This window comes from Litoreibacter halocynthiae (assembly GCF_004365635.1).
GTDB lineage: Bacteria > Pseudomonadota > Alphaproteobacteria > Rhodobacterales > Rhodobacteraceae > Litoreibacter > Litoreibacter halocynthiae.
This window is the reverse complement of record NZ_SOBH01000001.1, coordinates 55,177-76,536: the sequence shown is the minus strand read 5'-3', so window position 1 is coordinate 76,536 and position 21,360 is coordinate 55,177. Positions and strand designations below refer to the sequence as shown.

Sequence of the window (21,360 nt, the reverse complement as noted above, 5' to 3'; positions counted from 1 at the left end):
TATACGGGTCGGAAACCAGCCTCAAAGGAGCCCGCCCATGACCGTCCATATCGGTGCCAAACCCGGCGATATCGCTGAAACCGTCCTGCTTCCCGGCGATCCCTACCGCGCCAAATGGGCGGCAGAGACGTTCCTAGAGGACGTCAAACTTGTCAACGAGGTGCGCGGCATGCTGGGCTTCACAGGCATGTGGAAAGGCAACCGCGTCACCATTCACGGCTCCGGCATGGGGATGCCGTCGCTGTCGATCTACGTCAACGAGCTGATTAAGGACTATGACGCGAAAACGCTGATCCGCATCGGCTCCTGCGGCGGCATGCAGGACAAGGTCGCCGTGCGCGACGTAATCCTTGCCACCGCCACAACCACGCTAACCACCCCGTCGCGTGGCATCTTCAAGGAACTACAATTCGCACCAACCTGCGACTGGACCCTGCTGCACAACGCTTTCCACGCCGCCGAAGCCAAAGGCGTGCCGACCCATGTGGGCGGGATCTATTCGGCAGACGTATTCTACGACGAGCGCCCCGACCTGAACGAACAGATGACCCGCCACGGCATCCTCGGTGTAGAGATGGAAGCGGCCGAGCTCTATACCCTCGCGGCTCGCTATAACCGCCGCGCATTGGCGGTGCTGACAGTGTCTGACCACCTGCTAACCGGCGAGGCACTTCCCTCCGAAGACCGGGAACGCAGCTTTGGCGATATGGTAGAAATCGCACTCGAGGCGGCCTTCGCATGAGGACGCGCCAGCTTGGAAAAGGCGGTCCTCAGGTCGGCGCAGTCGGTCTAGGTTGCATGAGTTTCGCAGGTTTCTACGGCGAAACCGACATTGCCACATCGCACGACACCTTGGATGCCGCCCGCGAATATGGCGTCGACTTCCTCGACACCGCGCTGGTCTACGGCATGGGCAAGTCCGAAGAGGTCATAGGCAGCTACCTCAAAGCCAACCCCAACCACGGCTTCAAGATTGCCACCAAAGGCGGGATCGAGACGCAGCCGACGCGCCATTTCAACAACTCCGAAGCCAGCTTGCGCCGCGCGTTGGAAAGCTCCCTCACGCGACTGGGTGTAGACTATGTCGACCTCTATTACATCCACCGCCGCGAGGCGGAGCGCCCGATCGAAGACGTAACAGAGACGCTGGCCAAGTTCATCAAGGAAGGCAAAATCGGCGGCATCGGCTATTCCGAAATTGCTCCCTCCTCCCTGCGCCGCGCCCATGCGGTCCATCCCGTCATGGCCGTGCAAAGCGAATACTCGCTTTGGACACGTCAGCCCGAAATGGGCATGATCCAGACCTGCGCCGAACTTGGGGTGGCCTTCGTCCCCTTCTCCCCCGTCGCACGTGGCATGTTCGCCGACACGCTGCCGGACCCAGCCACATTTGCCCACACCGATTTCCGCAAGGCCCAGCCCCGCTTCATGGGCGAAAACTTCACCGCAAACTGCGCCAAACTCGACCGTTTCCGTGACTTTTGTATGTCCCGCGGGTGGAGCCCCGCTGGCACCGCAATCGCATGGACCTTGGACCAAGGCGACCACATCATCCCGATCCCCGGCACCCGCAGCCGCGGGCATCTGGAGCAGCTTGTGGATGGTGCCGCGATTGAGTTCACCAACGAAGATCGCGCCGAGATCGACCGCATCCTGCCCATAGGCTGGGCGCATGGTGACCGCTATTCCGATGCCCAGATGGTGGGCGTGGAGCGGTATTGTTAAGCGCGGGAAACAAATAGTTTCCTTCGATTTGCGGCAATGGGTCACCACATATGACCTATGAACCGTGTTTTGATTTCGCTCCATGTGCTCCTGACAACGCCAATTCCCGTGCCGTGGAGCCTGTTGATTAGGGGCGCTGTGATTGTTCTGGCCTACACCCTGGCTCGCCCAATCGCGCCTCTCATCGGCATCGACGCGGTTAACTTTGCGGCCCTGGCAGGGCTGATCACAACCGTGTTCCGCAATCTGGAATCCACGTTGATGAAACAAGAGATCGATCCGTCGGTAGATGCCATGTTCGTCGGCTCATTCGTTGCAATCACCATAGGGGCCAGCGCTGTGCTTCTCTATGTGCCCGCTGCCTTGCTGCCTTACGTGATGAGCGCTGGCGTTGCGACAATGGGCGCAATCTACAGCGCGGTTCTGCTTTGGGACCGTCCGCTTCTCGACCGCATGGGCTGGACGGTTGAACACTGGGGCGTTGAGGGGCAAGCCAATTACGTCCGCTGGATGATCCTGCGCTGCTTCGGGCTTGCCGCAGCCACGGCATACGCCGCGGCCTACGGGACGCGACCCGAATGGATAGTGGCTCATGCCGCCTTGCCCATCGCTTTCTACGCGCTGTTTTACTGGACCATCATCGCAACGCACCCCTACGAAGACGACGCATAACCGCCCAAATTTCGGCGAATTTGCATGTTTTAACGCCCCCGAAAGGGGCAAAACGACTATGCGGATCACATATCTTGATCATTTGCGCGCCATTTGCATGGTGTTCGTCGTGGTTCTGCACGCGTATTATCTAATCGACTATGCCCCCGCCGCGACCTTCGCGGTGTTTATCTATAATTTCTGCATGGGCACGTTCTTCATCATTTCCGGTTACGTGATGGCAGCAACCTTGCCCGATGGCCCCATCTGGCCCCATCTGCGCGACCGTTTGCGCCGTCTCGCGTGGCCCTTGGCGACGGGCCTCTTACTGGTTAACCCGCTGACACTGGCGCTGATCCATGAAGGTTTCACCACCGCTTGGGCGCAGGACGTCCTGACCCGCGCCGTCACAGGGCGGCTTTTCGTTCATCTTTGGTTTCTGTTCAGTCTAATGGGCTTCATCACGGCGGTTCCGCTGATATTGCGGGCATTACGCTCCACCGCATGGGGGCAGATAACCGGCGTCAATGTTCCAATTCCGTATATCGCTACCGTTATCACGTTGGTGGCAGTTGTCATACAGATGTTGATTGCTGCCACTATCGGGCTGGACTTGCCGGTCCCATTCGACGGTTTTGCCAAATATGCATGGGCCTATGTTGCAGGTCTGGCACTTTATCAGCACCCAAAGGCTTGGGAGGCCATTCACGCGCCCGGCCCGCTGCCCTTCGCCATCGCAGGACTGTTCTGGCTGGCCATGATCGACGGCTGGGCCGAGCAAGGGACAACGCTGCACCACATGCTTCACGCCGCCCGCATCGCTTCCAGCACCGCCGCAATTAGCTTTGGACTGCTCTGGGTCTTCCGCCGCTTTTTCAACACCACCAACGCGATCTGGTCGTTCATCTCTGCCGGAGCGTTGACGACATACATCCTTCAATGGCTGGTGCTGCATGCGCTTCTCACACCGCTCACCGCGATCGGGCTGGAGGGCGGGCTTCTGTTCAGTGCACTCATAATATGCACGCTGGCCATCAAACTTCCGACCCACCACCTGATCGTGAAACGAGTGCCGGTACTGGCACTGCTTCTCAACGGAACGCCGCTGTCACCACGCGCTGTCGAGACATCTCCGACTTCGAAACCTGCACAGGCCTAAGCCTGGGGCTTGTCCTTGGCTGCGTCGGTCGCGACGTCTGCCGCAGACGGCTTTGGTGGTGGCGTTTTGCCATTCAGCCAGTCGATCACGCCGTGGCCCGGCTCACCATACCAGTCTTCGTTGCGGGTCAGGTACATCGTGCCTGCCAGCGCCAGAAACGCCAAGGTAGAGCCAGCAAGAAGCGCATAATCCGCACTGCGCAAAATCAGGTAAAGGACCCCGTACAGCAGCACGAGCATCACGCCTAGCACCGCCGACCGCACCCCAAGCTTCATCCCGATATAGCCGAACAGCGTCAGCAAAATGATCGTAGCCCCTGCCGAAACCCCGTAAGCTGCCGCGAAGCCGATTTGCTCGGAATAGGCGACCATCAACAGCACGAACAATGACTGCGCCAATCCAATGAAGACATATTGCACCGGATGGGTCGGGCGGCCGTTTCGGTCCTCGATCAAAAGTACCGTCAGGAAGGTCAGCGCGATAAACAGGATGCCATACCGTGCGGCGCGATACGCTTTCTGGTAGAAGTCGTTGGGCTGGAAATACTCGACGCCGAAGGCGGTCTGGGCGCGAGCGGTCTGGTCCGAATTTTCACGCGAAATTTGTGGCAGGTTGCGGGCCAGATGCGGGATCAGCCATTTCGCCTCAAAACCGCTCTCGCTCACGGTGCGGGTGTTCGGCAGAAAGGCCCCGGAGAAGCTCGGATGCGGCCAGTCACTGTCGAACGTCACTTGCGAGGTCCGGCCCACAGGCGTCACCATGAAGCTACCGGCACCGTTGAACCCAAGCTCCATGTCGTATTGCGTGGCCTTTCGGGGGTCACCGATTTCCGCCATGATACCCGGGGTGGTATCGCGACTGGAGCCGGTTATCGGCTCAAGCTGCACATTCTTCCCCCCAACGGTCAGCTTTGCGGCACCACGTAGCGCTTTGTTCGACAAGAGCGAAACACGCAGTTGAGCATCATTCCACAGCAACGTCTCGTCGCTATTCACCGCAGCATCCACCGCGCTGAAATCAAAGCGGGATTTGATGTCAGCGGTGGCGACATAGACCGGAACGCGGAACACACCCCGTGCGCGGGTCTGCGTTTGCGAGGCGATGCTGAAATTGTAATCGTCAGGATAAAGATAAATCGAGCGCTTATACTTGATCTCGGTAATCTCGACTTCCTCTGTCGTCGCGATCTCCTTGCCATTCACGATCTTGGTGGCGGCACGCTGCTCTTTGCGGGTCACTGGACCTGTGACAGGGATAATAATCTGCGGGCCGGATAACAGTTGCGGGCCACCCCACTCGTCACCGACCGAAGACACAGTGTTGCGACTGTGATTTGCGCGCGCATCAATCACTTCGCCCGCAAGAAAAAGCGGGACGAACATCAACACGGTCAGAAGCCCGACAATTAGAAAACGAAAGCCAATAGATTTCATGAAAACACTCCGAAGCAATGCCCCGGAGTATTACATTACACCTGACGCTCGACCATCATCTTTTTGATCTCTGCGATTGCCTTGGCAGGGTTCAACCCCTTCGGGCACGTCTTTGCGCAGTTCATGATGGTGTGGCAGCGATACAGCTTGAACGGATCTTCGAGCTCGTCCAAACGCTCGCCCGTGGCTTCGTCGCGGCTGTCGATGATCCAGCGGTACGCGTGCAGCAACGCTGCTGGCCCAAGGTAGCGATCACCGTTCCACCAGTAAGACGGGCACGACGTCGAGCAGCACGCGCACATGACGCATTCATACAAGCCATCCAGCTTCGCACGATCATTAACCGACTGGCGCCATTCCTTCTTCGGGCGATTGGTCTTGGTTTCCAACCACGGCATAATCGACGCGTGCTGCGCGTAGAAATGCGTCAGGTCGGGGATCAAATCCTTCACAACCGGCAGGTGCGGCAGCGGGTAGATTTTGACGTCGCCCGTGATCTCGTCCATGCCGTAGATGCAGGCCAGAGTGTTGATGCCATCAATGTTCATCGCGCAGGACCCGCAAATTCCTTCGCGGCAGGAGCGGCGGAAGGTCAGCGTCGGATCAATCTCGTTCTTGATCTTGATCAGCGCGTCCAGAACCATCGGCCCGCATTTATCCATGTCGACAAAATAGGTGTCGACCGACGGGTTCTTCCCGTCATCAGGATTCCAGCGGTAAATCTGGAACTTGCGCACGTTGTTCGCGCCCTCGGGTTTCGGCCAAGTTTTGCCGCCCATGATTTTCGAATTCTTGGGAAGGGTCAGTTGAACCATGTCATGCCTCCTTCGGCGCAGAAAAGTTTTCAAGCGTGCCACCCGCGACAAAGTGGTTGAGCAGTTGGGCACGGGTTGCTGGTGGGCTGGAATTGATCGTAGCCACCTCTTGTTTGGTCAGGACGCGTCGTTTGAAGCCGCGCTTGCGCAGGCAGCGGTCCACGCCGCTCGCTTCGCCATGATATCTTATTTGGTCTTCGTTAATTGCGACCCCGATGGGCCCCAACAAAATACCACCAAAAACCACACTTGAGACATAGCTGCCCACAACGGCGTTTTGTCCGGCGCGTGGGGCATTTGGCAGGCAGGAGTGGAAGGCCTGCCGCGCGTCGACAAGGTTCATGCCAGCTTGCGATGGCACTGCGGGTCCAATGTCAGCACATGCGCTCAAAAGCAAAAAAGGGAGCAGAAACTTCTTCATATGGTCTTAGGCCTTCTTCAGCAGGAAGGGTGACAGCCCGTCCTTGAGCAAACACTCGATTGTATCCGGTCGGGTGGCGATTTCGATTACCAACTGTGTTTCTTCGGGGCCAAGCCCTGTAACGCCGGCGCGCGCCAGTTTCAGGATCTCACCCGCCGAGGCGTTGTCGATCACGCAATCCGTGGCGGGCTCCAACGGAACGCCGGGGAAACGCTTTGCCAAAACAGGGCGCACGGTATCCTTGGCTTCCTTGCGGGCCAACTGATCGGCCATGCCATCGTCGCCACAGGCGCTAAGGGTAAAAAGCGCGGTCAGCGCTGGTATAAGAACTAGCTTCATGCGTACCACCTTGTGAACAATACATCCATATGGCGCGGTTGCGCCTTCTTTCCCGCATGTGCCGCCGTGGCCAGAACGTCGCGGAATTCAAGACCCGCTTTGGCCAGTTCTGCGATCACCGCAGATGGTGGGGCCACGCCTTTGAAGCGGTGCGTCACCGACATCTCCAGAATAACGAAGTCGCAGCGCTTCAATGTCTCTGCACCGCCTTTAATAACCTCGAATTCGAACCCTTCAGTGTCGACCTTCACTCCCAAACGCCCCGGCAAATCTGCGGCAAGCATGTCGAGCGTGATCACCGGCACTTCGCGCTTGGCCACATCTGAAAAGCTACGCGCGAGTTTATCTGTGCGTTCTTTCAAGCTCGCCATAGCGCCGCCTTTACCCGGCTCGGTCTCTGGCACCGATAGCAGGGCCTTGCCTTGCTCGGCCCCCAATGCGACCGCGCGAAAATCGAAACTCTTGGGCGACACGCCAGCCTTAACTGCCGCCTCGCATTCCGCTTGCGGGTCCACCAGCACGAAATGCGCATCGGGGAAGCTGCGGTAAAGCCACGGCGTGCCGTCATGCACGCCCACATCAATCACAAAGTCCGGCGTGAACTCATATGCCTTCAGATAAGGCGGGCGCGTCTTGATCGGGTGAAGGGCGAATCCCTCTTCCCTTGCCGCGCGGCGTATGTCGGCGAAATTGCTCAGAGCGACACCCCGTTTGCCATCATGCACGCCAACGTGCCATCCCGTGTCATAATCTCGGAAATCAGGCCCGTGCTTGCGGCATCCAAAGCATCCAGTTCGGACAACAATCGCAGATCTTCGGTGGTGGTGTTTTGTGCGCCGCAATTCGCAGCCGCCGCTTGAGCTTGCAGTGACAGTTCCGGCGAAACATCTGCCACAAACCGTGCGATGCTCTGCTCTTGCGCTTGGGTGGGTTCATCCAAAACAGGGGCACCACATGCGGCCACAACCATGACCAAAACAAGTTTCTTCATGACGACGCCCCGATCGTGATGCCGTAAGTGGTCGGTTGTGGTTTGCCATTCACCTTGCGGTCAACACATGCGGCAAACGCATCATCCGCCGACTGAGGGCGAAACACCTTGTCGGTCACAGTGATCGAGCCTCGGGCCTTTCCACCACCGGTGCCGATTCCGACGCCGATATTTCCCTGCACGCCATCGGCCAGCCCCACCTCTTGGCGACACTCCCGCGCCGCCCGTTCCGGCGAAACCGGAACAGGAGCACATGCCGCAATCAGAAGTGGAAGAGCCAGCCAACGCATTAGTAAACGCGCGCTTTCGGAGCGATTTTCTTCAGGTCGATGCCACCCTCTTCTTTGGTGGTCAGCGGGTCCAGATGCACCCCACGATAGCTCAACTTCACCTTGTTGCCGTCGACATGGGCCAGCGAGTGCTTGCGCCATTTCTTGTCGTCACGGTCCGGATAGTCCTCGTGGGCATGCGCCCCGCGGCTTTCTTTGCGCGCTTCTGCTCCCACGATGGTGGCCAAAGCGTTTGGCATCAGGTTTGCCAGTTCCAGCGTTTCCATCAGATCGGAGTTCCAAACCAAGGAGCGGTCGGTGACGTTCAGATCACCCATCTTGGCTGCAACGGCCGTCATCTTCTTAACGCCTTCTGCCAGCGTTTTGTCCGTGCGGAACACCGCTGCATCTTCTTGCATCGTTTTTTGCATCTCTAGGCGCAATTCGGCGGTCGACACGCTGCCTTTGGCATTGCGGAAGCTGTCGAACCGGTCGATTGCCGCGTCGATGGCTTTTTGCGGCATCTCGGGGTTCGGAGCGCCCGGCTTGACGATCTCTGCGGCGCGGATCGCGGCTGCACGGCCAAACACTACGAGATCGATCAGCGAGTTGGATCCAAGGCGGTTCGCCCCGTGAACCGACGCACAGCCCGCTTCACCTACAGCCATCAGGCCCGGTGCAATAGCTTCGGAGTCGCCCTTTGTCGGGTTCAGCACCTCACCCCAATAGTTCGTCGGGATGCCACCCATGTTGTAGTGCACGGTTGGCAACACCGGGATCGGCTCTTTGTGCAAATCCACGCCCGCAAAGACTCGCGCGGATTCCGAGATACCCGGCAACCGCAGCGCCAAAGTCTCTGGCGGCAGGTGGTTGAGATGCAGGTGGATGTGATCCCCCTGTTCGCCCACGCCACGGCCTTCGCGGATTTCCATGGTCATACAACGCGATACCACGTCGCGTGACGCCAAATCCTTATAGGTGGGCGCGTAGCGTTCCATAAAGCGCTCGCCTTCGGAGTTGGTCAAATAGCCCCCCTCCCCGCGTGCGCCCTCGGTGATCAGGCAGCCCGCGCCGTAGATGCCGGTCGGGTGGAACTGCACGAACTCCATGTCCTGCAATGGCAGGCCAGCCCGCGCCACCATACCGCCGCCGTCGCCGGTGCAAGTATGCGCCGAGGTGGCCGAGAAATACGCACGGCCATAGCCGCCCGTTGCCAGCACCACCATCTTGGCGCTGAACAAGTGCAATGTGCCATCGTCCAGCTTCCAGCACATAACGCCGGTGCAGACACCTTCGTCGTTCATGATCAGGTCGGTGGCGAAGTATTCAATGTAGAATTCCGCGTTGTTCTTCAACGACTGGCCATAAAGCGTGTGCAAAATCGCGTGGCCGGTCCGGTCAGCCGCTGCACATGTGCGCTGCACAGGCGGACCTTCGCCAAACTCGGTCGTGTGACCACCGAACGGGCGTTGGTAAATCTTGCCCTCTTCAGTGCGCGAGAAAGGAACGCCGTAATGCTCCAGCTCGTAGACCGCCTTGGGGGCTTCCCGCGCCAGATATTCCATCGCGTCCGTGTCGCCCAACCAGTCAGAACCCTTGACCGTGTCATACATATGCCACTGCCAGTTGTCCGGCCCCATGTTCGACAGCGACGCGGCAATGCCGCCCTGCGCCGCAACCGTGTGGGAGCGGGTCGGGAAAACCTTGGTCACACAAGCAGTGCGCAAGCCTTGCTCGGCCATGCCCAAAGTCGCGCGCAGACCAGCGCCACCGGCACCAACCACAACAACGTCATATTCGTGAGTTTCGTATTCGTAAGCAGCCATGTCAGACGGGCCTTCCGATTAAAGAGCGATGCGGGCGATGGCGAACAGGCCAACCCCGGCGACAGTGTAGCAAAGGCAAATCGACAGGATGATCGCGACCTTGCGTGCTGTCCCATGGATGTAATCCTCGATCAGCGCTTGCACACCATTTTTGAAGTGAATCATGGATACCAGAATGGTCAGCGCAGCCACGATCGCAGGGAACGGGCGACTGTAATAGGCCACGACTTCTTCGTATGGCGCACCAAGGATGCGCCCGAACGTGAAAATGAACAACGGCACAAGGCTTGCGAGCATCGCAGAGCTAACGATCATACCCCAGTGATGCATGGTGCCGGACTTGGCCGATCCCAAACCAGTGGCGCGCTTGCGGTCTGTCAAAATAGGCATATCAAATCCCTCACAAGATAACGGCGGTGATGATCGTCAGCACGAAGCTGCCAATCACAACGCCGTAGGCCAGTTTCTTGGCCACATCCAATTCAAAGCCGCGCCCGCTGTCCCAGTACAGATGACGCAAGCCGGCAAGGAAGTGATACCAAACCGCCCAGAGAGAGCCGAACATGATCAAGTCACCAAACCAGCTCGTCACAAAGCCGTTCGCGGTGTTGAAGTAATCTTCACCGTAACTGGCGGCGAGGAACCACCAGACGATCAGAACCGACGCGAGCATCAGCGCGTTGCCGGTGATCCGTGTCAAAATTGACGTCACAGACGTCCATTGCGGGCGGTAGATTGAGATGTGAGGGGAAAGTGGTCGGTTTCCCCGATTGACGTCAGCCATGGCGCGTCCTTCGTTTGCTACGATGTTTGCGTGGTATCATTAGACTATTCGTTGACTGAGTCACGCCCCATACGTGCGGAAATGCGCGGTGATTTGTAGCAATTTTGTAGAATATTCCGGTTTGTGATCACGCAAATAATGCGTGTGATCACAAATAATCACTCTTGACGACTACTCCGCAGAGGCCACCTGTTTTGTGATCTCACGCAAGAGCTTCTGTCGAATGCGTCGCGGGTACTCCTCGAAACTTGATGCCTCCATGGCGAAGCTCCCCGGCCCCACGATCAGGTTGGCGCGGTAGTAGTCCAGCAAGCCGTCCTCCGACGCGGCGATGGCCAGGCCATTGATTGTAACTCCGCGATGCAGGGCAGCGGCCTTCATCTCTTCGGGCGGGGTGCCCTCGTTGGAACCCCGTCCCCCGAGACGTCGATCACCCGCCGCTTACACTCCGGCACGGCGTCAAACTGGATCAACGCGGTCCCTACCGCCTCACCGATTGCGGTCGAGAAACTTCTCCACTCACGGGGCACATCACGGATCGTGTCGGCCAGTGCGTCTGCTGCGTTAAAATCAGTTACGTGGGTCCAAGGAACGGATACTTTCTGGCGGGTGACGCCGGTCCATTGCAGCAACAAAACCTTGGCCTGCGCAACGACCAAGGCCTCCGTCACCCAACGCCGCACCTAGGCCTTCCATCTGCAAGCGGTACTCACCGGGATCGACCGATCCCGACACATCCACCGCCAGCACCAAGGCCAACTCACAGGCCTGCGCCGAGGCGCAGCCGATCCATGTTGCCGCCATGAGGGGGCATATTCGCATGACGCACACGATGCCCCATATCAGGCCCGCGTCACATCACGTTTTCGCGTTCATCGGCGCCATTCTAGACCGGCATCAATGCCCAGTAGTCCAGATCAAGCAGCACGCCCGGCAGATATTTCCCATCGTCACCTTTCAGCGAAAACGGCTCGGCCTCCGCCTTCTGCGCCACCAGCCGCAACCGGATCGCACCGATACCCGGCGCGTCGGTCTCAGCCACGTCCAGCACCTCGGACCACGCCTTTATCGTATCCCCAGCCCCGCAAGGGTTTGCATGCGCGCCGGAATTCAGCCCGACGATGATCTGCGCGTTGGCCAGCCCGTTGAACGACAACGCCCGCGCCAGCGAGATCACATGCCCGCCATAGATCAGCCGCCCGCCATCCCGCGCCGTCGCATCGAAATGCACCTTGGCGGTGTTCTGCCACATACGCGTGGCCAGCATATGCTCGGCTTCCTCGATCGTGACGCCGTCCACATGGTCGATCTTCTCGCCCACTTTGTAGTCACTCAGGCGATGCGGCTCGCCCGCTTGCGCGAAGTTGTAGCCCTCAAAGTTCAGCCCTTCCGGCACCACCAAATCGCTCGCCGCGACGGAGCCCGCCAAATCCGGCACCACTGTCTCAGGCGCAGGCGCATCGACATTGCCCTTGCGTACCATAACCCAGCGTACATAGCTCAGGACATCCTCGCCCAAGTGGTTGCTGCCCGTGGTCCGCACCCAAACGACGCCGGTTTTACCGTTGGAATTCTGCTTCACCCCGATCACTTCGGAGCGCGAGCTGATCGTGTCGCCCATATGCACAGGCTTCAGGAACCGCCCCTCCGCATAGCCCAGATTGGCCACTGCGTTCAGCGAGATATCCGGCACCGTTTTGCCGAAGACCGTATGAAACGCGATCAGGTCGTCCAAAGGCGCTTCGTGCAGTCCGCAATCGCGGGCAAACTCGTCCGACGAATAAAACGCATGCCGCGCCGGATAGAGCGCGTGATACATCGCCCGCTCCCCGCCCGACAGCGTGCGTGGGACCGCGTGTTCAATCACTTCGCCAACGGTATAATCCTCGAAAAACCGTCCCGCGTTGGTCTTGCTCATTATTGCGCCCCCAGCTTCATGTCGGGGCTGTAGCTGCCCTTAATCTCTTTGGTCACGGCCTGTCCGCAGCGCATAACCCCGTTGGAGGCATCAAACGCGTAGGTCGGGTCGCCATACAATTCCCAACCCTTAGACAGGGCTTCGGATACTTTGTGGCAAAACGCCGAGGTGTCATCCTCGGTCAGCAAACGATAAATTTTCATCACACGCCTCCGAACGGGTTCACGCCTAGCCAGATATGGATGCCAGATACGACGCTGAACAGCACCAGAGTGATCACAACCAGCACGATCTCTTTCTTAACAGGTGCTTGCGCAGGTGGCGTCCACGGCCCTTCGGCACGGTTGATCATAATCATCGAGATGACAGCCCAAGCCAGCAATCCACCAAACAGAATGATCGACGCCAGGTCGCCATTTGCCAACAAATGCCCGAACGCCCAAATCTTCACAGCCGCAAGTTGCGGGTGGCGGATTTTCGTTCCCAGCCAAACTTTGGCAGGTTTCGCGGCAGAGGCACCAAAGACGTAAAACGCCAACAGCATCAGAAGGTTATTGAGATGACCAAAGAAGCTTGGCGGATACCAAACGGCGATGAACTCCGCACGCCCGTATCCCACCACCATCAGCACAATCGACAGAACCAAAGCTACGGCGATCACACCTTTCGACGCCTCACCCATCTTGCCCGTCATAGCCTGCCGCAGATCAGGAGCGAGCCGTTTGATCCAATGTGCAAAGCTCCAAAGCAGAACCCCGATTATAAGTAACGTCATGCGCCCTCCAGCAAGTTGATTGCGTCCGCCTTGGCCAAAAGCCGCGTCGCTGTCTCAACATGCAGGTTTTCCACGATTTTACCATCAACAACCGCAACGCCCTGACCGTCGGCCATCGCCTGCTCGAACGCGGCGATCTGGCGGCGCGCTAGGTCAAGTTCTTCCTCTGACGGCCCGTATACCTCGTTTGCCACGGCCACCTGTGCCGGATGGATCAGGGTTTTGCCGTCAAAGCCCATGTCGCGCCCCTCGACGCATTCGTCACGTAGCCCGTCTTCATCCTTGAACGCATTGTAGACCCCGTCCACGCAAACCAACCCTTCCGCGCGTGCGGCCAGCAGGCACATCTGCAAGCTGGTCAGCATCGCCCCGCGACCGCGAGAGCCAAGATCCTTGGCAAGGTCGTTGGTCCCCATCACGAAACCTTCCATCTTGGGCGCAGCGGCGATTGCCGCAGCATTCAGAATGCCCCGCGGCGTTTCCATCATCGCCCAGATCGTCGTGTCGCCTTTCAGCAACCCCGACAAGGCGGCGATCGTCGCCGGGTCTTCCACCTTCGGCAGCAAAATCGCATCAGGGGCCACGTCAATGAAGGTCGCCAGATCGTCCGCCCCCCACTCAGTGTCGACGCCATTCACCCGCACAATGCGTTTTCGCGGGCCGTAATCCGTTGTCCGCAAGGTCTCGGCCAGCAAATCGCGCGCGGCGACCTTCTCATCCGGAGACACCGCATCTTCGAGGTCGAAGATGATTGCATCCACAGGAAGACTTTGCGCCTTCTCCAGCGCGCGGGTCTTGGACCCGGGGATATAGAGCACCGAACGGTAGGGCTGCGCGACGTTTTGCATCGAATCCATCTCCTGTTTTGTTATTTTATTACTCACCATACAGCCGGACAGGCTGCAACACCTGATTTGCCGCAGTGCGGCAATAATGCGTTATGCGCTAGGTCAGCCCGTCAAACACCAGCTTGGCACCGGCCCCCAGCAGCAATGCATAAGTGAGAAGGAAGAAGTACCGTTCCGGCATCGCCCGATGGGCGTAAACTCCAAGGGCCACACCAATCAGCAGGAACGGCAGCATATACAAGTCCGCCCGCAGCGTGTCCCAGCTGAAGACGCCCAAGAAGGCGTAAGGCACGGCTTTCATAGCATTGATCACCCAGAAGGTGATCACGGTGGTTGCTTGGTAGGTGGTCTTCCCCATCCCTTGGGCGAGCAGGAAAATCGCAGTCGGCGGCCCACCCGCATGGCTGACAAAGCTGGTAAAACCGGAAACGACACCTGCAATCAGTCCGTTTCGCTGGTTGAACCCTGTTTGCTCAACCGACAGCCAGCCCCGCGCGCGCGCAACCTGAAACGCCACAAACCCCAGTGATATCGACCCGATCAGGACGCGCAGCACGTCAGGATTCGTCGCATTGTATAGAACTGCCCCCAAAAGCACGCCGGGCACCCCGCCAATGATCAACGCCTTGGCGCTTGGCCAATGCCACCTCCCCCAAAACGGTCGCAAGGTCGCGACATCAGCGATCATCAGCAGCGGCAACATAATGCCCAAGGCCGTCGCTGGCGGCAGGAACAGCGCAAGAATCGCAGTGGCCACAAACGCCGCACCACCGCCAAAGCCGCCCTTGGCCACCCCCGAAATGAAGGCCGCCGGAAGTGCGAGCGCGAAAAAGGTGGTGTCAAAGTCCATATCACGCAGCTAGGGCAAAAAATCCCGTCAGTTCAATACTTAACAGCGCGAACGCGGCACCGATCTCCTTCATAATCGACATTTCTGCACTGCGGCACACTTGCGCGACTCCCCCGCAAGCGCTACCCATCGCCCCCAACATCAACCGCACCAAGGACCAGTCACATGGCCAGACCCAAAATAGCCCTGATCGGCGCCGGACAAATCGGCGGCACGCTTGCTCACCTCGTAGCGCTGAAAGAGCTGGGCGACGTCGTCCTGTTCGACATCGCGGACGGCACGCCGCAGGGCAAGGCACTCGACATCGCAGAAGCTGGCCCCGCTGGCCCGTTCGACGCGACCCTGAAAGGCACCACCGACTATGCCGACATCGCTGGCGCAGACGTGTGCATCGTCACCGCCGGTGTTCCCCGCAAGCCGGGCATGAGCCGTGATGACCTTCTGGGCATCAACCTCAAGGTGATGAAATCCGTCGGCGAAGGCATCGCAGCCAACGCGCCGAACGCCTTCGTGATCTGTATCACCAACCCGCTTGATGCGATGGTTTGGGCACTGCGCGAATTCTCCGGACTGCCCCATGAAAAAGTCTGCGGCATGGCTGGCGTGCTGGATAGCGCCCGTTTCCGCCACTTCCTTGCGACCGAGTTCGAAGTCTCCATGAAAGACGTCACCGCATTCGTCCTCGGCGGCCACGGCGACACTATGGTGCCGCTGACACGCTACTCCACAGTTGCAGGCATCCCGCTGCCCGATCTGGTGGACATGGGCTGGACCACGCAAGAAAAGATGGACGCAATCGTTCAGCGCACCCGTGACGGCGGCGCAGAGATTGTCGGCCTGCTGGGCAACGGTTCCGCGTTCTACGCACCAGCCACCTCCGCCATTGAGATGGCCGAAAGCTACCTGAAAGACCAAAAGCGCGTGCTGCCCTGTGCGGCTTATGTTGAAGGTGCCTACGGTCTCGACGGGTTCTACGTGGGCGTGCCCACCGTGATCGGCAAAGGCGGCATCGAGCGCGTGGTCAACATCAAGCTGTCCAAGGACGAGCAGGCGATGTTCGACAAATCCGTCGACGCCGTGAAGGGCCTTGTGAAAGCCTGTAAGGAAATCGACGGCTCGCTGGCATAAGCGACCCGTCCCGATCAAAATTAAAGGCCCGCCCCACCCGGCGGGCCTTTTTGCGTCAACGGCCAGCTTTGACCCCACGTCATCACATTGCTGCGCTGGAACGCGCTGCATCGCGGCATTATATCCTGGTTTGTAATCAGCAACATGTCAGTCATCGACCATGACCCATCACGCGAACCCCAACACTCACAAACTCCACGCTGATATCAGGCGGCTGCGGGCCTCCGACCGGCAGGTGCTGGTCGACCATTTCCTCAGACTTGATCCGGAGACACGCCGTCTCCGCTTCGGCGGGCTGGTTTGCGACGAGTTCGTCAGGGGCTACGCCGAAAACATTCTGTCGAGAGACTCCGTCGTCTTCGGGGCTTTCGTCGAAGACGACCTTCACGGTGTCGCGGAATTGCGCGGGCTGCGCAAAAACTGGCCCGAGACCGCCGAAGTCGCCCTGTCCGTCGAGCCCACGTGGCAGCACGAAGGCATCGGTGACACCCTACTAAACCGCCTAATCGCCGCCGCGCAAAATCGCGGGGTGAAGTCGCTTCACATGCAATGTCTGCGCGAGAACAGGCAAATGCAGCACTTGGCCAAGAAGCACGACGCGGTTTTGCATTTCGATATGGGCGAGGTCGATGCAACCCTTGCGACGCCGTGGCCCACGTTCCACTCGGTCTGCGTCGAGCTGTTCGGCGACACGCGTCGCCTTATCAGCCGCGCTCTTCACCTGCCCGTCTAGGCTCCGGGCGCTTTAATCCAGCCCGTCAAAAAACTCCGCCTTCTCCGCCCGCAGCCACGCATCAAACCCTGCCGCTGACAAATCCAGCGTCTCGTGCGGCAGCAACGCCTCCAGCCCGCGCGTGACGTCGAACGGTACCTCCAGCAGCAGATCCTCCGCCCGAAGCGCATCCGCCATAACCCCCAGCACCTTGATCCGGTCATGCAGCGCGTTCGCCGCCTCCATGTCGCCACCAGCGGCGTCAATCGCATCAATCTGCGCCTGCATCTGCTCTGTGATCGGCTGGCCCACCTGAATGCTGCGAAACAGCGCCTTGCGCAGCCGCTTGTAGACCCAATGCAGCCGCGTCATGCCGTCGAAATGCAGGACCACCGACGACCGCGACCGCTTCACGCCGGGAAAGGTCCACGGCCGATCCGTGTCGTGGTGGGGGCGGTGAATGCCCAGCACGTAGTCGTATCCGGTGGGCGAGCACGCCTTGCCCTCGCTATGCCCCGTCAGTCCAAACCTCGTCAGCCCCTCGCCATCCAGTACCAGCCGCGAGAAATCCCCCTCAAGCCGCTTGGTCGATACGCGAAAATTCCCGCTGAACATCGCATCCTGCGGCTCCCCCTCTAGCCAGACCCGTTCCAGATTGGGGATGCTCAAGTAGTCACCGGGCCGCATCCGTTGCAGTCGCGCCAGCTCTTTCTCCAAGGGCTCGACCTGATGGATGAACTCGTCGGCGTCCAAATGGACCAGATAGTCCACATGCGTGCGCCGATACGCCATCGTCGCGTTCAACGTCTGCCGTCGCTGGTGCGTTTTCGGCACCTTGATATCCAGCTCCGCACGCCAGTATGCCTCATCTGCCACCGTCACATGCACCGCCTTCAGCGGTGCCAGCAGCGCCCGCGTGCGCGGGTTGTCGCGATCCAGATAGATATGCACCGCCGAGGCACCCGCCCACAGGTGATGCGCCGCGTAGGCTGCGACAAGCTCCGGCGGCTCGTCCATCGTGCCGACGACACCCCATTTAGGTGCAGGCATCAGGGTGCTCTTCATCTGTTCTAAATTTCATGTTTTATAAGTCCCAGCGCGCGTCGGTGCCGTCAATACCTATCGCGATTCGTCACAGCTTGCCGTTTTGTGATCACAGCATTTAAACGTGTGATCACAAATGTCGCTTTTATGGCCTTTACGCCAAATTCAACGTTTGCGCGGCTGTTTTCCCATGTATCAAAGTCAAGAACCCCCTGACTCAAGGAGAGAGTTTTGAACATCCATGAATACCAAGCGAAGGCGCTCCTTCGCTCCTACGGTGCCCCCGTCTCGGACGGTCGCGTCGTCCTCGCCGCCGAAAACGCAAAATCCGCAGCAGGTGAACTGGACGGCCCGCTCTGGGTGGTCAAAGCTCAGATCCACGCAGGTGGCCGCGGCAAGGGCTCCTTCAAGGAAGCCGATGCAGGCGAAGCCGGCGGCGTCCGCCTTGCCAAATCCGTCGAAGAGGCCGCGACCGAAGCCAAGAAGATGCTGGGCCGCACGCTGGTTACGCACCAGACCGGCCCCGCAGGCAAGCAAGTCAACCGCATCTATATCGAAGACGGTTCCGGCATCGAGACGGAACTCTATCTGGCTTTGCTCGTCGATCGCCAAACCTCCCGCGTCAGCTTCGTTTGCTCGACCGAGGGCGGCATGGACATCGAAGAAGTCGCGGCTTCCACGCCTGAGAAAATTCTCAGCTTCTCCGTCGATCCGGCCACCGGCTACCAAGCCTTCCACGGCCGCCGCATCGCCTTCTCGCTGGGCCTCAAGGGCGGGCAGATCAAGCAATGCGTCCAGCTGATGGGCATCCTCTACAAACTGTTCACCGAAAAAGACATGGAGATGCTGGAAATCAACCCGCTGATCGTGTCCGACAAGGGTGACCTCAAGTGCCTCGACGCCAAGATGGGCTTCGACGGCAACGCCATCTACCGCCACTCCGACATCGCGGAGCTGCGCGACACCACCGAAGAAGACCCCAAAGAGCTGGCAGCGTCGAAATATGACCTGAACTACATCGCTCTGGACGGTGAAATCGGCTGCATGGTGAACGGCGCGGGCCTTGCCATGGCGACCATGGACATCATCAAGCTTTACGGGGCCGAGCCTGCCAACTTCCTCGACGTAGGCGGCGGTGCCACCAAGGAGAAGGTGACCGAAGCGTTCAAGATCATCACCTCCGACGACAACGTCAAAGGCATCCTGGTCAACATCTTCGGTGGCATCATGCGCTGCGACGTCATCGCCGAGGGCGTCGTCGCCGCCGTGAAAGAAGTCGGCCTTCAAGTGCCGCTGGTCGTCCGCCTCGAAGGGACCAATGTTGAAGAGGGCAAAGCCATCATCAACGGCTCCGACGTCGACATCATCGCCGCCGACGACCTGAAAGACGGTGCCGAGAAGATCGTGAAGGCGGTTAAGGGTTAACTTGTAGGGCGGGGTTCACCCCGCCGTGCTTGTCCATCGGCGGGGTGAACCCCGCCCTACACTCAAGATTTCAAGAGGAGCCCACATGGCCATTCTCATCGACGAAAACACCAAGGTAATCTGTCAGGGCTTCACCGGCTCGCAAGGCACCTTCCATTCCGAACAAGCCATCGCTTACGGCACCAAAATGGTCGGCGGCGTGACCCCCGGCAAGGGCGGGCAGACCCATCTGGACCTGCCCGTGTTCGACAGCTGCCACGAGGCGGTGGAGCGCACCGGCGCGGATGCAACCGTGATCTACGTCCCGCCCCCCTTTGCGGCGGATTCCATTCTGGAAGCCATCGACGCCGAGATCCCCTTCATCTGCTGCATCACGGAAGGCATTCCGGTGCTCGACATGATGAAGGTCAAGCGCGCGCTGGAAGGCTCCAAGTCCCGCCTGATCGGCCCCAACTGCCCCGGTGTCATCACGCCTGATGCGTGCAAGATCGGCATCATGCCCGGCCACATCCACAAGCGCGGCTCCGTCGGTGTGGTCTCCCGCTCCGGCACGCTGACCTATGAGGCGGTGAAGCAGACCACCGATAGCGGCCTCGGCCAGTCCACCGCCGTCGGCATCGGCGGCGACCCGATCAAAGGGACCGAGCATATCGACGTGCTGGAAATGTTCCTCGCCGACCCCGAGACCCAGTCGATCATCATGATCGGCGAAATCGGCGGCAGCGCCGAGGAAGAAGCCGCACAGTTCTTGGCTGACGAGAAGAAGGCCGGTCGCTGGAAACCAACAGCAGGCTTCATCGCTGGTCGCACCGCCCCTCCCGGCCGCCGCATGGGCCACGCGGGCGCAATCGTCGCCGGTGGTAAAGGCGACGCGGAAAGCAAGATCGAAGCGATGAAAGCCGCAGGAATCGTGGTGGCTGAGTCCCCCGCAGGTCTGGGCGAAGCCGTTCTGGCAGCGATCGCAAAATGATCAAAGCGGTCGCCATAGCAGCGTGCGCAAGCACCGCTTTGGCGGCCACTTCACTTATGGCCGGCACACCCTCTTGGGACGAAAAGTCCGGCGCGATCAGTCGCTCCCTCCGGATTGGAGGCCACTGAAATGATTTGGCGCGGAATGAAGGAGGGGTTCAAGAACTATGGTGTAGTGCAGGGGCGAAGTTCTCGCAGCCAGTTCTTGCGCGTGATGGTTGCTTTCTCGCTTCTTTTCGCGGTCGCTTTTTCTCCAGCGCTCTGGCTGTTGTTTTCGGAGCAAGATTCTCCCGGCAGCGTTCCGGCGCTAATTGGGGTAGGCATAATGGTCTTGCAAATTTCAGCGATGTTCGTTCTGTTGCCACCTCCTTGGTGCATTGCGCTCCAAAGAATGAACGATACGCCTCTTAGTTTTCCCGATACATTCGCATTGGACCTGCCATTTTTCAAACGGTTGATCCGATTTGGTATATCGTATTGGGCAGGGCTGGTCGTACCTATTGTGTCAGCCGCTTTCGTCGCACAGTTGGCCGTCGATCAGCAAATCTCGATTGAGAACCCGATCGCGTTTGCCTTATTTTTTGTTCCAACAGCCCTGCTCTTGTTCCTTCCCTCCGAGAAAGGCTCCAACACTTACGGCTCCAACCCAATGGGGGCCGTGACATGATGCGCGTGCTAACACTTTCCTTTCTGGCGGCGTTGCCCGCCAGCGCTCTGACGCTGACCGAGATGTCCGCCTCCATCGAGGCGTGCCACCTGCCCCACTCCAATATCGACGACACCATCGGCGCACTGGCGCATCAAGGCTGGATACAAGCCCCCGAGGGCGATCTTACCCCTGAAATTATCGAGATGTTGATCTGGCCCCAAGTCGCCTTCTACGCGACCGGCGACACGGGCGGCGAGCAGATCAAGGCCATCGTGGACCTGCAACGCAAAACAGTCGCAGGGTTCGCCCGCAAGAAAGACATCCCTCAAAGCAAAACCCGCATCCTGACCCGCCAGATCGGCGCGGATACCGAGGCCGCTTTGGTGTTCTGGCTCCAGCCGGACCCCACACAGACCAACATCATATGCCGCTTCGCGCTGTCGCCCCATTCGCTCATCGGTCACACCGCCAGCGACTTCGCCGCCCCGCAGGTGGTCGAGACCTCACCCACCCAACGCTTCGCCATCACGCCCATGAACGCCGCGAGTCTTTCGGCCAAAATCGGCGCCCCCGTCACAGTCTCCGGCACGCTAGAGACGCAAACCAGTTTCCCGTCTCAGGAGTAGCCC

The 21,360-nt window shown here is 59.3% G+C and carries 27 protein-coding genes and 1 pseudogene; 10 read left to right on the top strand and 18 right to left on the bottom strand.

Annotated features, from left to right (window positions below):
* Positions 1-37: 37 nt before the first annotated feature.
* The 4 genes from deoD to BDE40_RS00365 are packed head-to-tail and all read left to right on the top strand — an operon-like array spanning position 38 to position 3,535.
* Positions 38-742, top strand: coding sequence for a purine-nucleoside phosphorylase (gene deoD / locus BDE40_RS00380; RefSeq protein ID WP_134011782.1), 705 nt, complete (start codon positions 38-40; stop codon positions 740-742).
* The gene (locus BDE40_RS00375) at positions 739-1,725 is read left to right on the top strand and encodes an aldo/keto reductase (RefSeq protein WP_134011780.1); all 987 of its coding nucleotides are present in this window, start codon (positions 739-741) and stop codon (positions 1,723-1,725) included. The genes deoD and BDE40_RS00375 overlap by 4 nt, the downstream gene beginning before the upstream one ends.
* Positions 1,726-1,782: 57 nt before the next feature.
* On the top strand, positions 1,783-2,397 hold the full coding sequence (locus tag BDE40_RS00370) for a hypothetical protein (protein ID WP_134011778.1): 615 nt from the start codon (positions 1,783-1,785) through the stop codon (positions 2,395-2,397).
* Between the two features lie 58 nt (positions 2,398-2,455).
* Positions 2,456-3,535 carry an acyltransferase family protein gene (locus BDE40_RS00365; protein ID WP_162848002.1) on the top strand — a complete coding sequence of 360 codons (1,080 nt, stop codon included), beginning with the start codon at positions 2,456-2,458 and terminating at the stop codon, positions 3,533-3,535.
* On the opposite strand, the gene creD is transcribed toward BDE40_RS00365, so the two are convergent.
* The 17 genes and pseudogenes from creD to BDE40_RS00290 form a co-directional block, all read right to left on the bottom strand.
* Positions 3,532-4,968: a cell envelope integrity protein CreD gene (gene creD, locus BDE40_RS00360; RefSeq protein ID WP_134011774.1), complete on the bottom strand. Its 1,437-nt coding sequence runs from the start codon at positions 4,966-4,968 to the stop codon at positions 3,532-3,534. The two genes, BDE40_RS00365 and creD, sit on opposite strands and share 4 nt — an antisense overlap.
* Before the next feature lie 35 nt (positions 4,969-5,003).
* The gene (locus tag BDE40_RS00355; protein WP_073143142.1) at positions 5,004-5,783 is read right to left on the bottom strand and encodes a succinate dehydrogenase iron-sulfur subunit; all 780 of its coding nucleotides are present in this window, start codon (positions 5,781-5,783) and stop codon (positions 5,004-5,006) included.
* Between the two features lies 1 nt (position 5,784).
* Entirely contained in the window at positions 5,785-6,126 is a 342-nt protein-coding gene (locus BDE40_RS00350; RefSeq protein ID WP_134011772.1) for a hypothetical protein, read from the bottom strand.
* Positions 6,127-6,210: 84 nt separating this feature from the next.
* A complete protein-coding gene (locus tag BDE40_RS00345; protein ID WP_134011770.1) occupies positions 6,211-6,543 on the bottom strand; it encodes a succinate dehydrogenase in 333 nt (110 codons plus the stop codon).
* A complete protein-coding gene (locus tag BDE40_RS00340) occupies positions 6,540-7,268 on the bottom strand; it encodes an FkbM family methyltransferase (protein WP_162848001.1) in 729 nt (242 codons plus the stop codon). The genes BDE40_RS00345 and BDE40_RS00340 overlap by 4 nt, the downstream gene beginning before the upstream one ends.
* Positions 7,238-7,534, bottom strand: coding sequence for a hypothetical protein (locus BDE40_RS18130; protein WP_162848000.1), 297 nt, complete (start codon positions 7,532-7,534; stop codon positions 7,238-7,240). The genes BDE40_RS00340 and BDE40_RS18130 overlap by 31 nt, the downstream gene beginning before the upstream one ends.
* Complete coding sequence (locus BDE40_RS00335; RefSeq protein ID WP_134011766.1) at positions 7,531-7,824, bottom strand: hypothetical protein; 294 nt, start codon at positions 7,822-7,824, stop codon at positions 7,531-7,533. Before BDE40_RS00335 ends, BDE40_RS18130 begins: the two co-directional genes overlap by 4 nt.
* Positions 7,824-9,629: a succinate dehydrogenase flavoprotein subunit gene (sdhA, locus tag BDE40_RS00330; protein WP_134011764.1), complete on the bottom strand. Its 1,806-nt coding sequence runs from the start codon at positions 9,627-9,629 to the stop codon at positions 7,824-7,826. The genes BDE40_RS00335 and sdhA overlap by 1 nt, the downstream gene beginning before the upstream one ends.
* An 18-nt stretch (positions 9,630-9,647) precedes the next feature.
* The gene (sdhD, locus tag BDE40_RS00325; RefSeq protein WP_134011762.1) at positions 9,648-10,019 is read right to left on the bottom strand and encodes a succinate dehydrogenase, hydrophobic membrane anchor protein; all 372 of its coding nucleotides are present in this window, start codon (positions 10,017-10,019) and stop codon (positions 9,648-9,650) included.
* Positions 10,020-10,029: 10 nt separating this feature from the next.
* Positions 10,030-10,413: a succinate dehydrogenase, cytochrome b556 subunit gene (gene sdhC, locus BDE40_RS00320; protein ID WP_134011760.1), complete on the bottom strand. Its 384-nt coding sequence runs from the start codon at positions 10,411-10,413 to the stop codon at positions 10,030-10,032.
* Positions 10,414-10,584: 171 nt separating this feature from the next.
* Positions 10,585-11,084: pseudogene (locus BDE40_RS00315) on the bottom strand (DUF1194 domain-containing protein).
* Positions 10,984-11,217, bottom strand: a complete 234-nt coding sequence (locus BDE40_RS18515; RefSeq protein WP_342774985.1) for a DUF1194 domain-containing protein — start codon at positions 11,215-11,217, stop codon at positions 10,984-10,986. Before BDE40_RS18515 ends, BDE40_RS00315 begins: the two are co-directional and overlap by 101 nt.
* An 82-nt stretch (positions 11,218-11,299) precedes the next feature.
* Complete coding sequence (locus BDE40_RS00310) at positions 11,300-12,331, bottom strand: MaoC family dehydratase (protein WP_134011758.1); 1,032 nt, start codon at positions 12,329-12,331, stop codon at positions 11,300-11,302.
* A complete protein-coding gene (locus BDE40_RS00305) occupies positions 12,331-12,534 on the bottom strand; it encodes a DUF1737 domain-containing protein (protein ID WP_134011756.1) in 204 nt (67 codons plus the stop codon). Before BDE40_RS00305 ends, BDE40_RS00310 begins: the two co-directional genes overlap by 1 nt.
* Positions 12,534-13,106: an NnrU family protein gene (locus BDE40_RS00300; protein WP_134011754.1), complete on the bottom strand. Its 573-nt coding sequence runs from the start codon at positions 13,104-13,106 to the stop codon at positions 12,534-12,536. The genes BDE40_RS00305 and BDE40_RS00300 overlap by 1 nt, the downstream gene beginning before the upstream one ends.
* Entirely contained in the window at positions 13,103-13,954 is an 852-nt protein-coding gene (locus tag BDE40_RS00295) for an HpcH/HpaI aldolase/citrate lyase family protein (RefSeq protein ID WP_211342387.1), read from the bottom strand. Before BDE40_RS00295 ends, BDE40_RS00300 begins: the two co-directional genes overlap by 4 nt.
* 97 nt (positions 13,955-14,051) lie before the next feature.
* The gene (locus tag BDE40_RS00290) at positions 14,052-14,804 is read right to left on the bottom strand and encodes a sulfite exporter TauE/SafE family protein (RefSeq protein WP_134011750.1); all 753 of its coding nucleotides are present in this window, start codon (positions 14,802-14,804) and stop codon (positions 14,052-14,054) included.
* Positions 14,805-14,969: 165 nt separating this feature from the next.
* Here BDE40_RS00290 and mdh point away from each other — a divergent pair, with 165 nt between their 5' ends.
* Both mdh and BDE40_RS00280 read left to right on the top strand, forming a co-directional pair.
* Positions 14,970-15,932 (top strand): malate dehydrogenase, encoded by a 963-nt coding sequence (gene mdh / locus BDE40_RS00285; RefSeq protein ID WP_073143104.1) that lies wholly within the window; start codon positions 14,970-14,972, stop codon positions 15,930-15,932.
* Between the two features lie 160 nt (positions 15,933-16,092).
* The gene (locus tag BDE40_RS00280) at positions 16,093-16,665 is read left to right on the top strand and encodes a GNAT family N-acetyltransferase (protein ID WP_134011748.1); all 573 of its coding nucleotides are present in this window, start codon (positions 16,093-16,095) and stop codon (positions 16,663-16,665) included.
* Between the two features lie 12 nt (positions 16,666-16,677).
* Here BDE40_RS00280 and BDE40_RS00275 read toward each other — a convergent pair whose 3' ends face one another.
* Positions 16,678-17,694 (bottom strand): glycosyltransferase family 2 protein, encoded by a 1,017-nt coding sequence (locus BDE40_RS00275; protein ID WP_162847999.1) that lies wholly within the window; start codon positions 17,692-17,694, stop codon positions 16,678-16,680.
* A gap of 225 nt (positions 17,695-17,919) precedes the next feature.
* On the opposite strand from BDE40_RS00275, the gene sucC reads away from it, so the two are divergent.
* From sucC to BDE40_RS00255, 4 genes are all read left to right on the top strand, one after another.
* A complete protein-coding gene (gene sucC, locus BDE40_RS00270) occupies positions 17,920-19,113 on the top strand; it encodes an ADP-forming succinate--CoA ligase subunit beta (protein WP_134011744.1) in 1,194 nt (397 codons plus the stop codon).
* An 85-nt stretch (positions 19,114-19,198) separates the two neighbouring features.
* Positions 19,199-20,083, top strand: a complete 885-nt coding sequence (gene sucD / locus BDE40_RS00265) for a succinate--CoA ligase subunit alpha (RefSeq protein ID WP_134011742.1) — start codon at positions 19,199-19,201, stop codon at positions 20,081-20,083.
* Between the two features lie 129 nt (positions 20,084-20,212).
* Positions 20,213-20,749, top strand: coding sequence for a DUF805 domain-containing protein (locus BDE40_RS00260; RefSeq protein WP_073143091.1), 537 nt, complete (start codon positions 20,213-20,215; stop codon positions 20,747-20,749).
* Complete coding sequence (locus BDE40_RS00255; RefSeq protein ID WP_134011740.1) at positions 20,746-21,357, top strand: hypothetical protein; 612 nt, start codon at positions 20,746-20,748, stop codon at positions 21,355-21,357. Before BDE40_RS00260 ends, BDE40_RS00255 begins: the two co-directional genes overlap by 4 nt.
* Positions 21,358-21,360 lie beyond the last annotated feature (3 nt).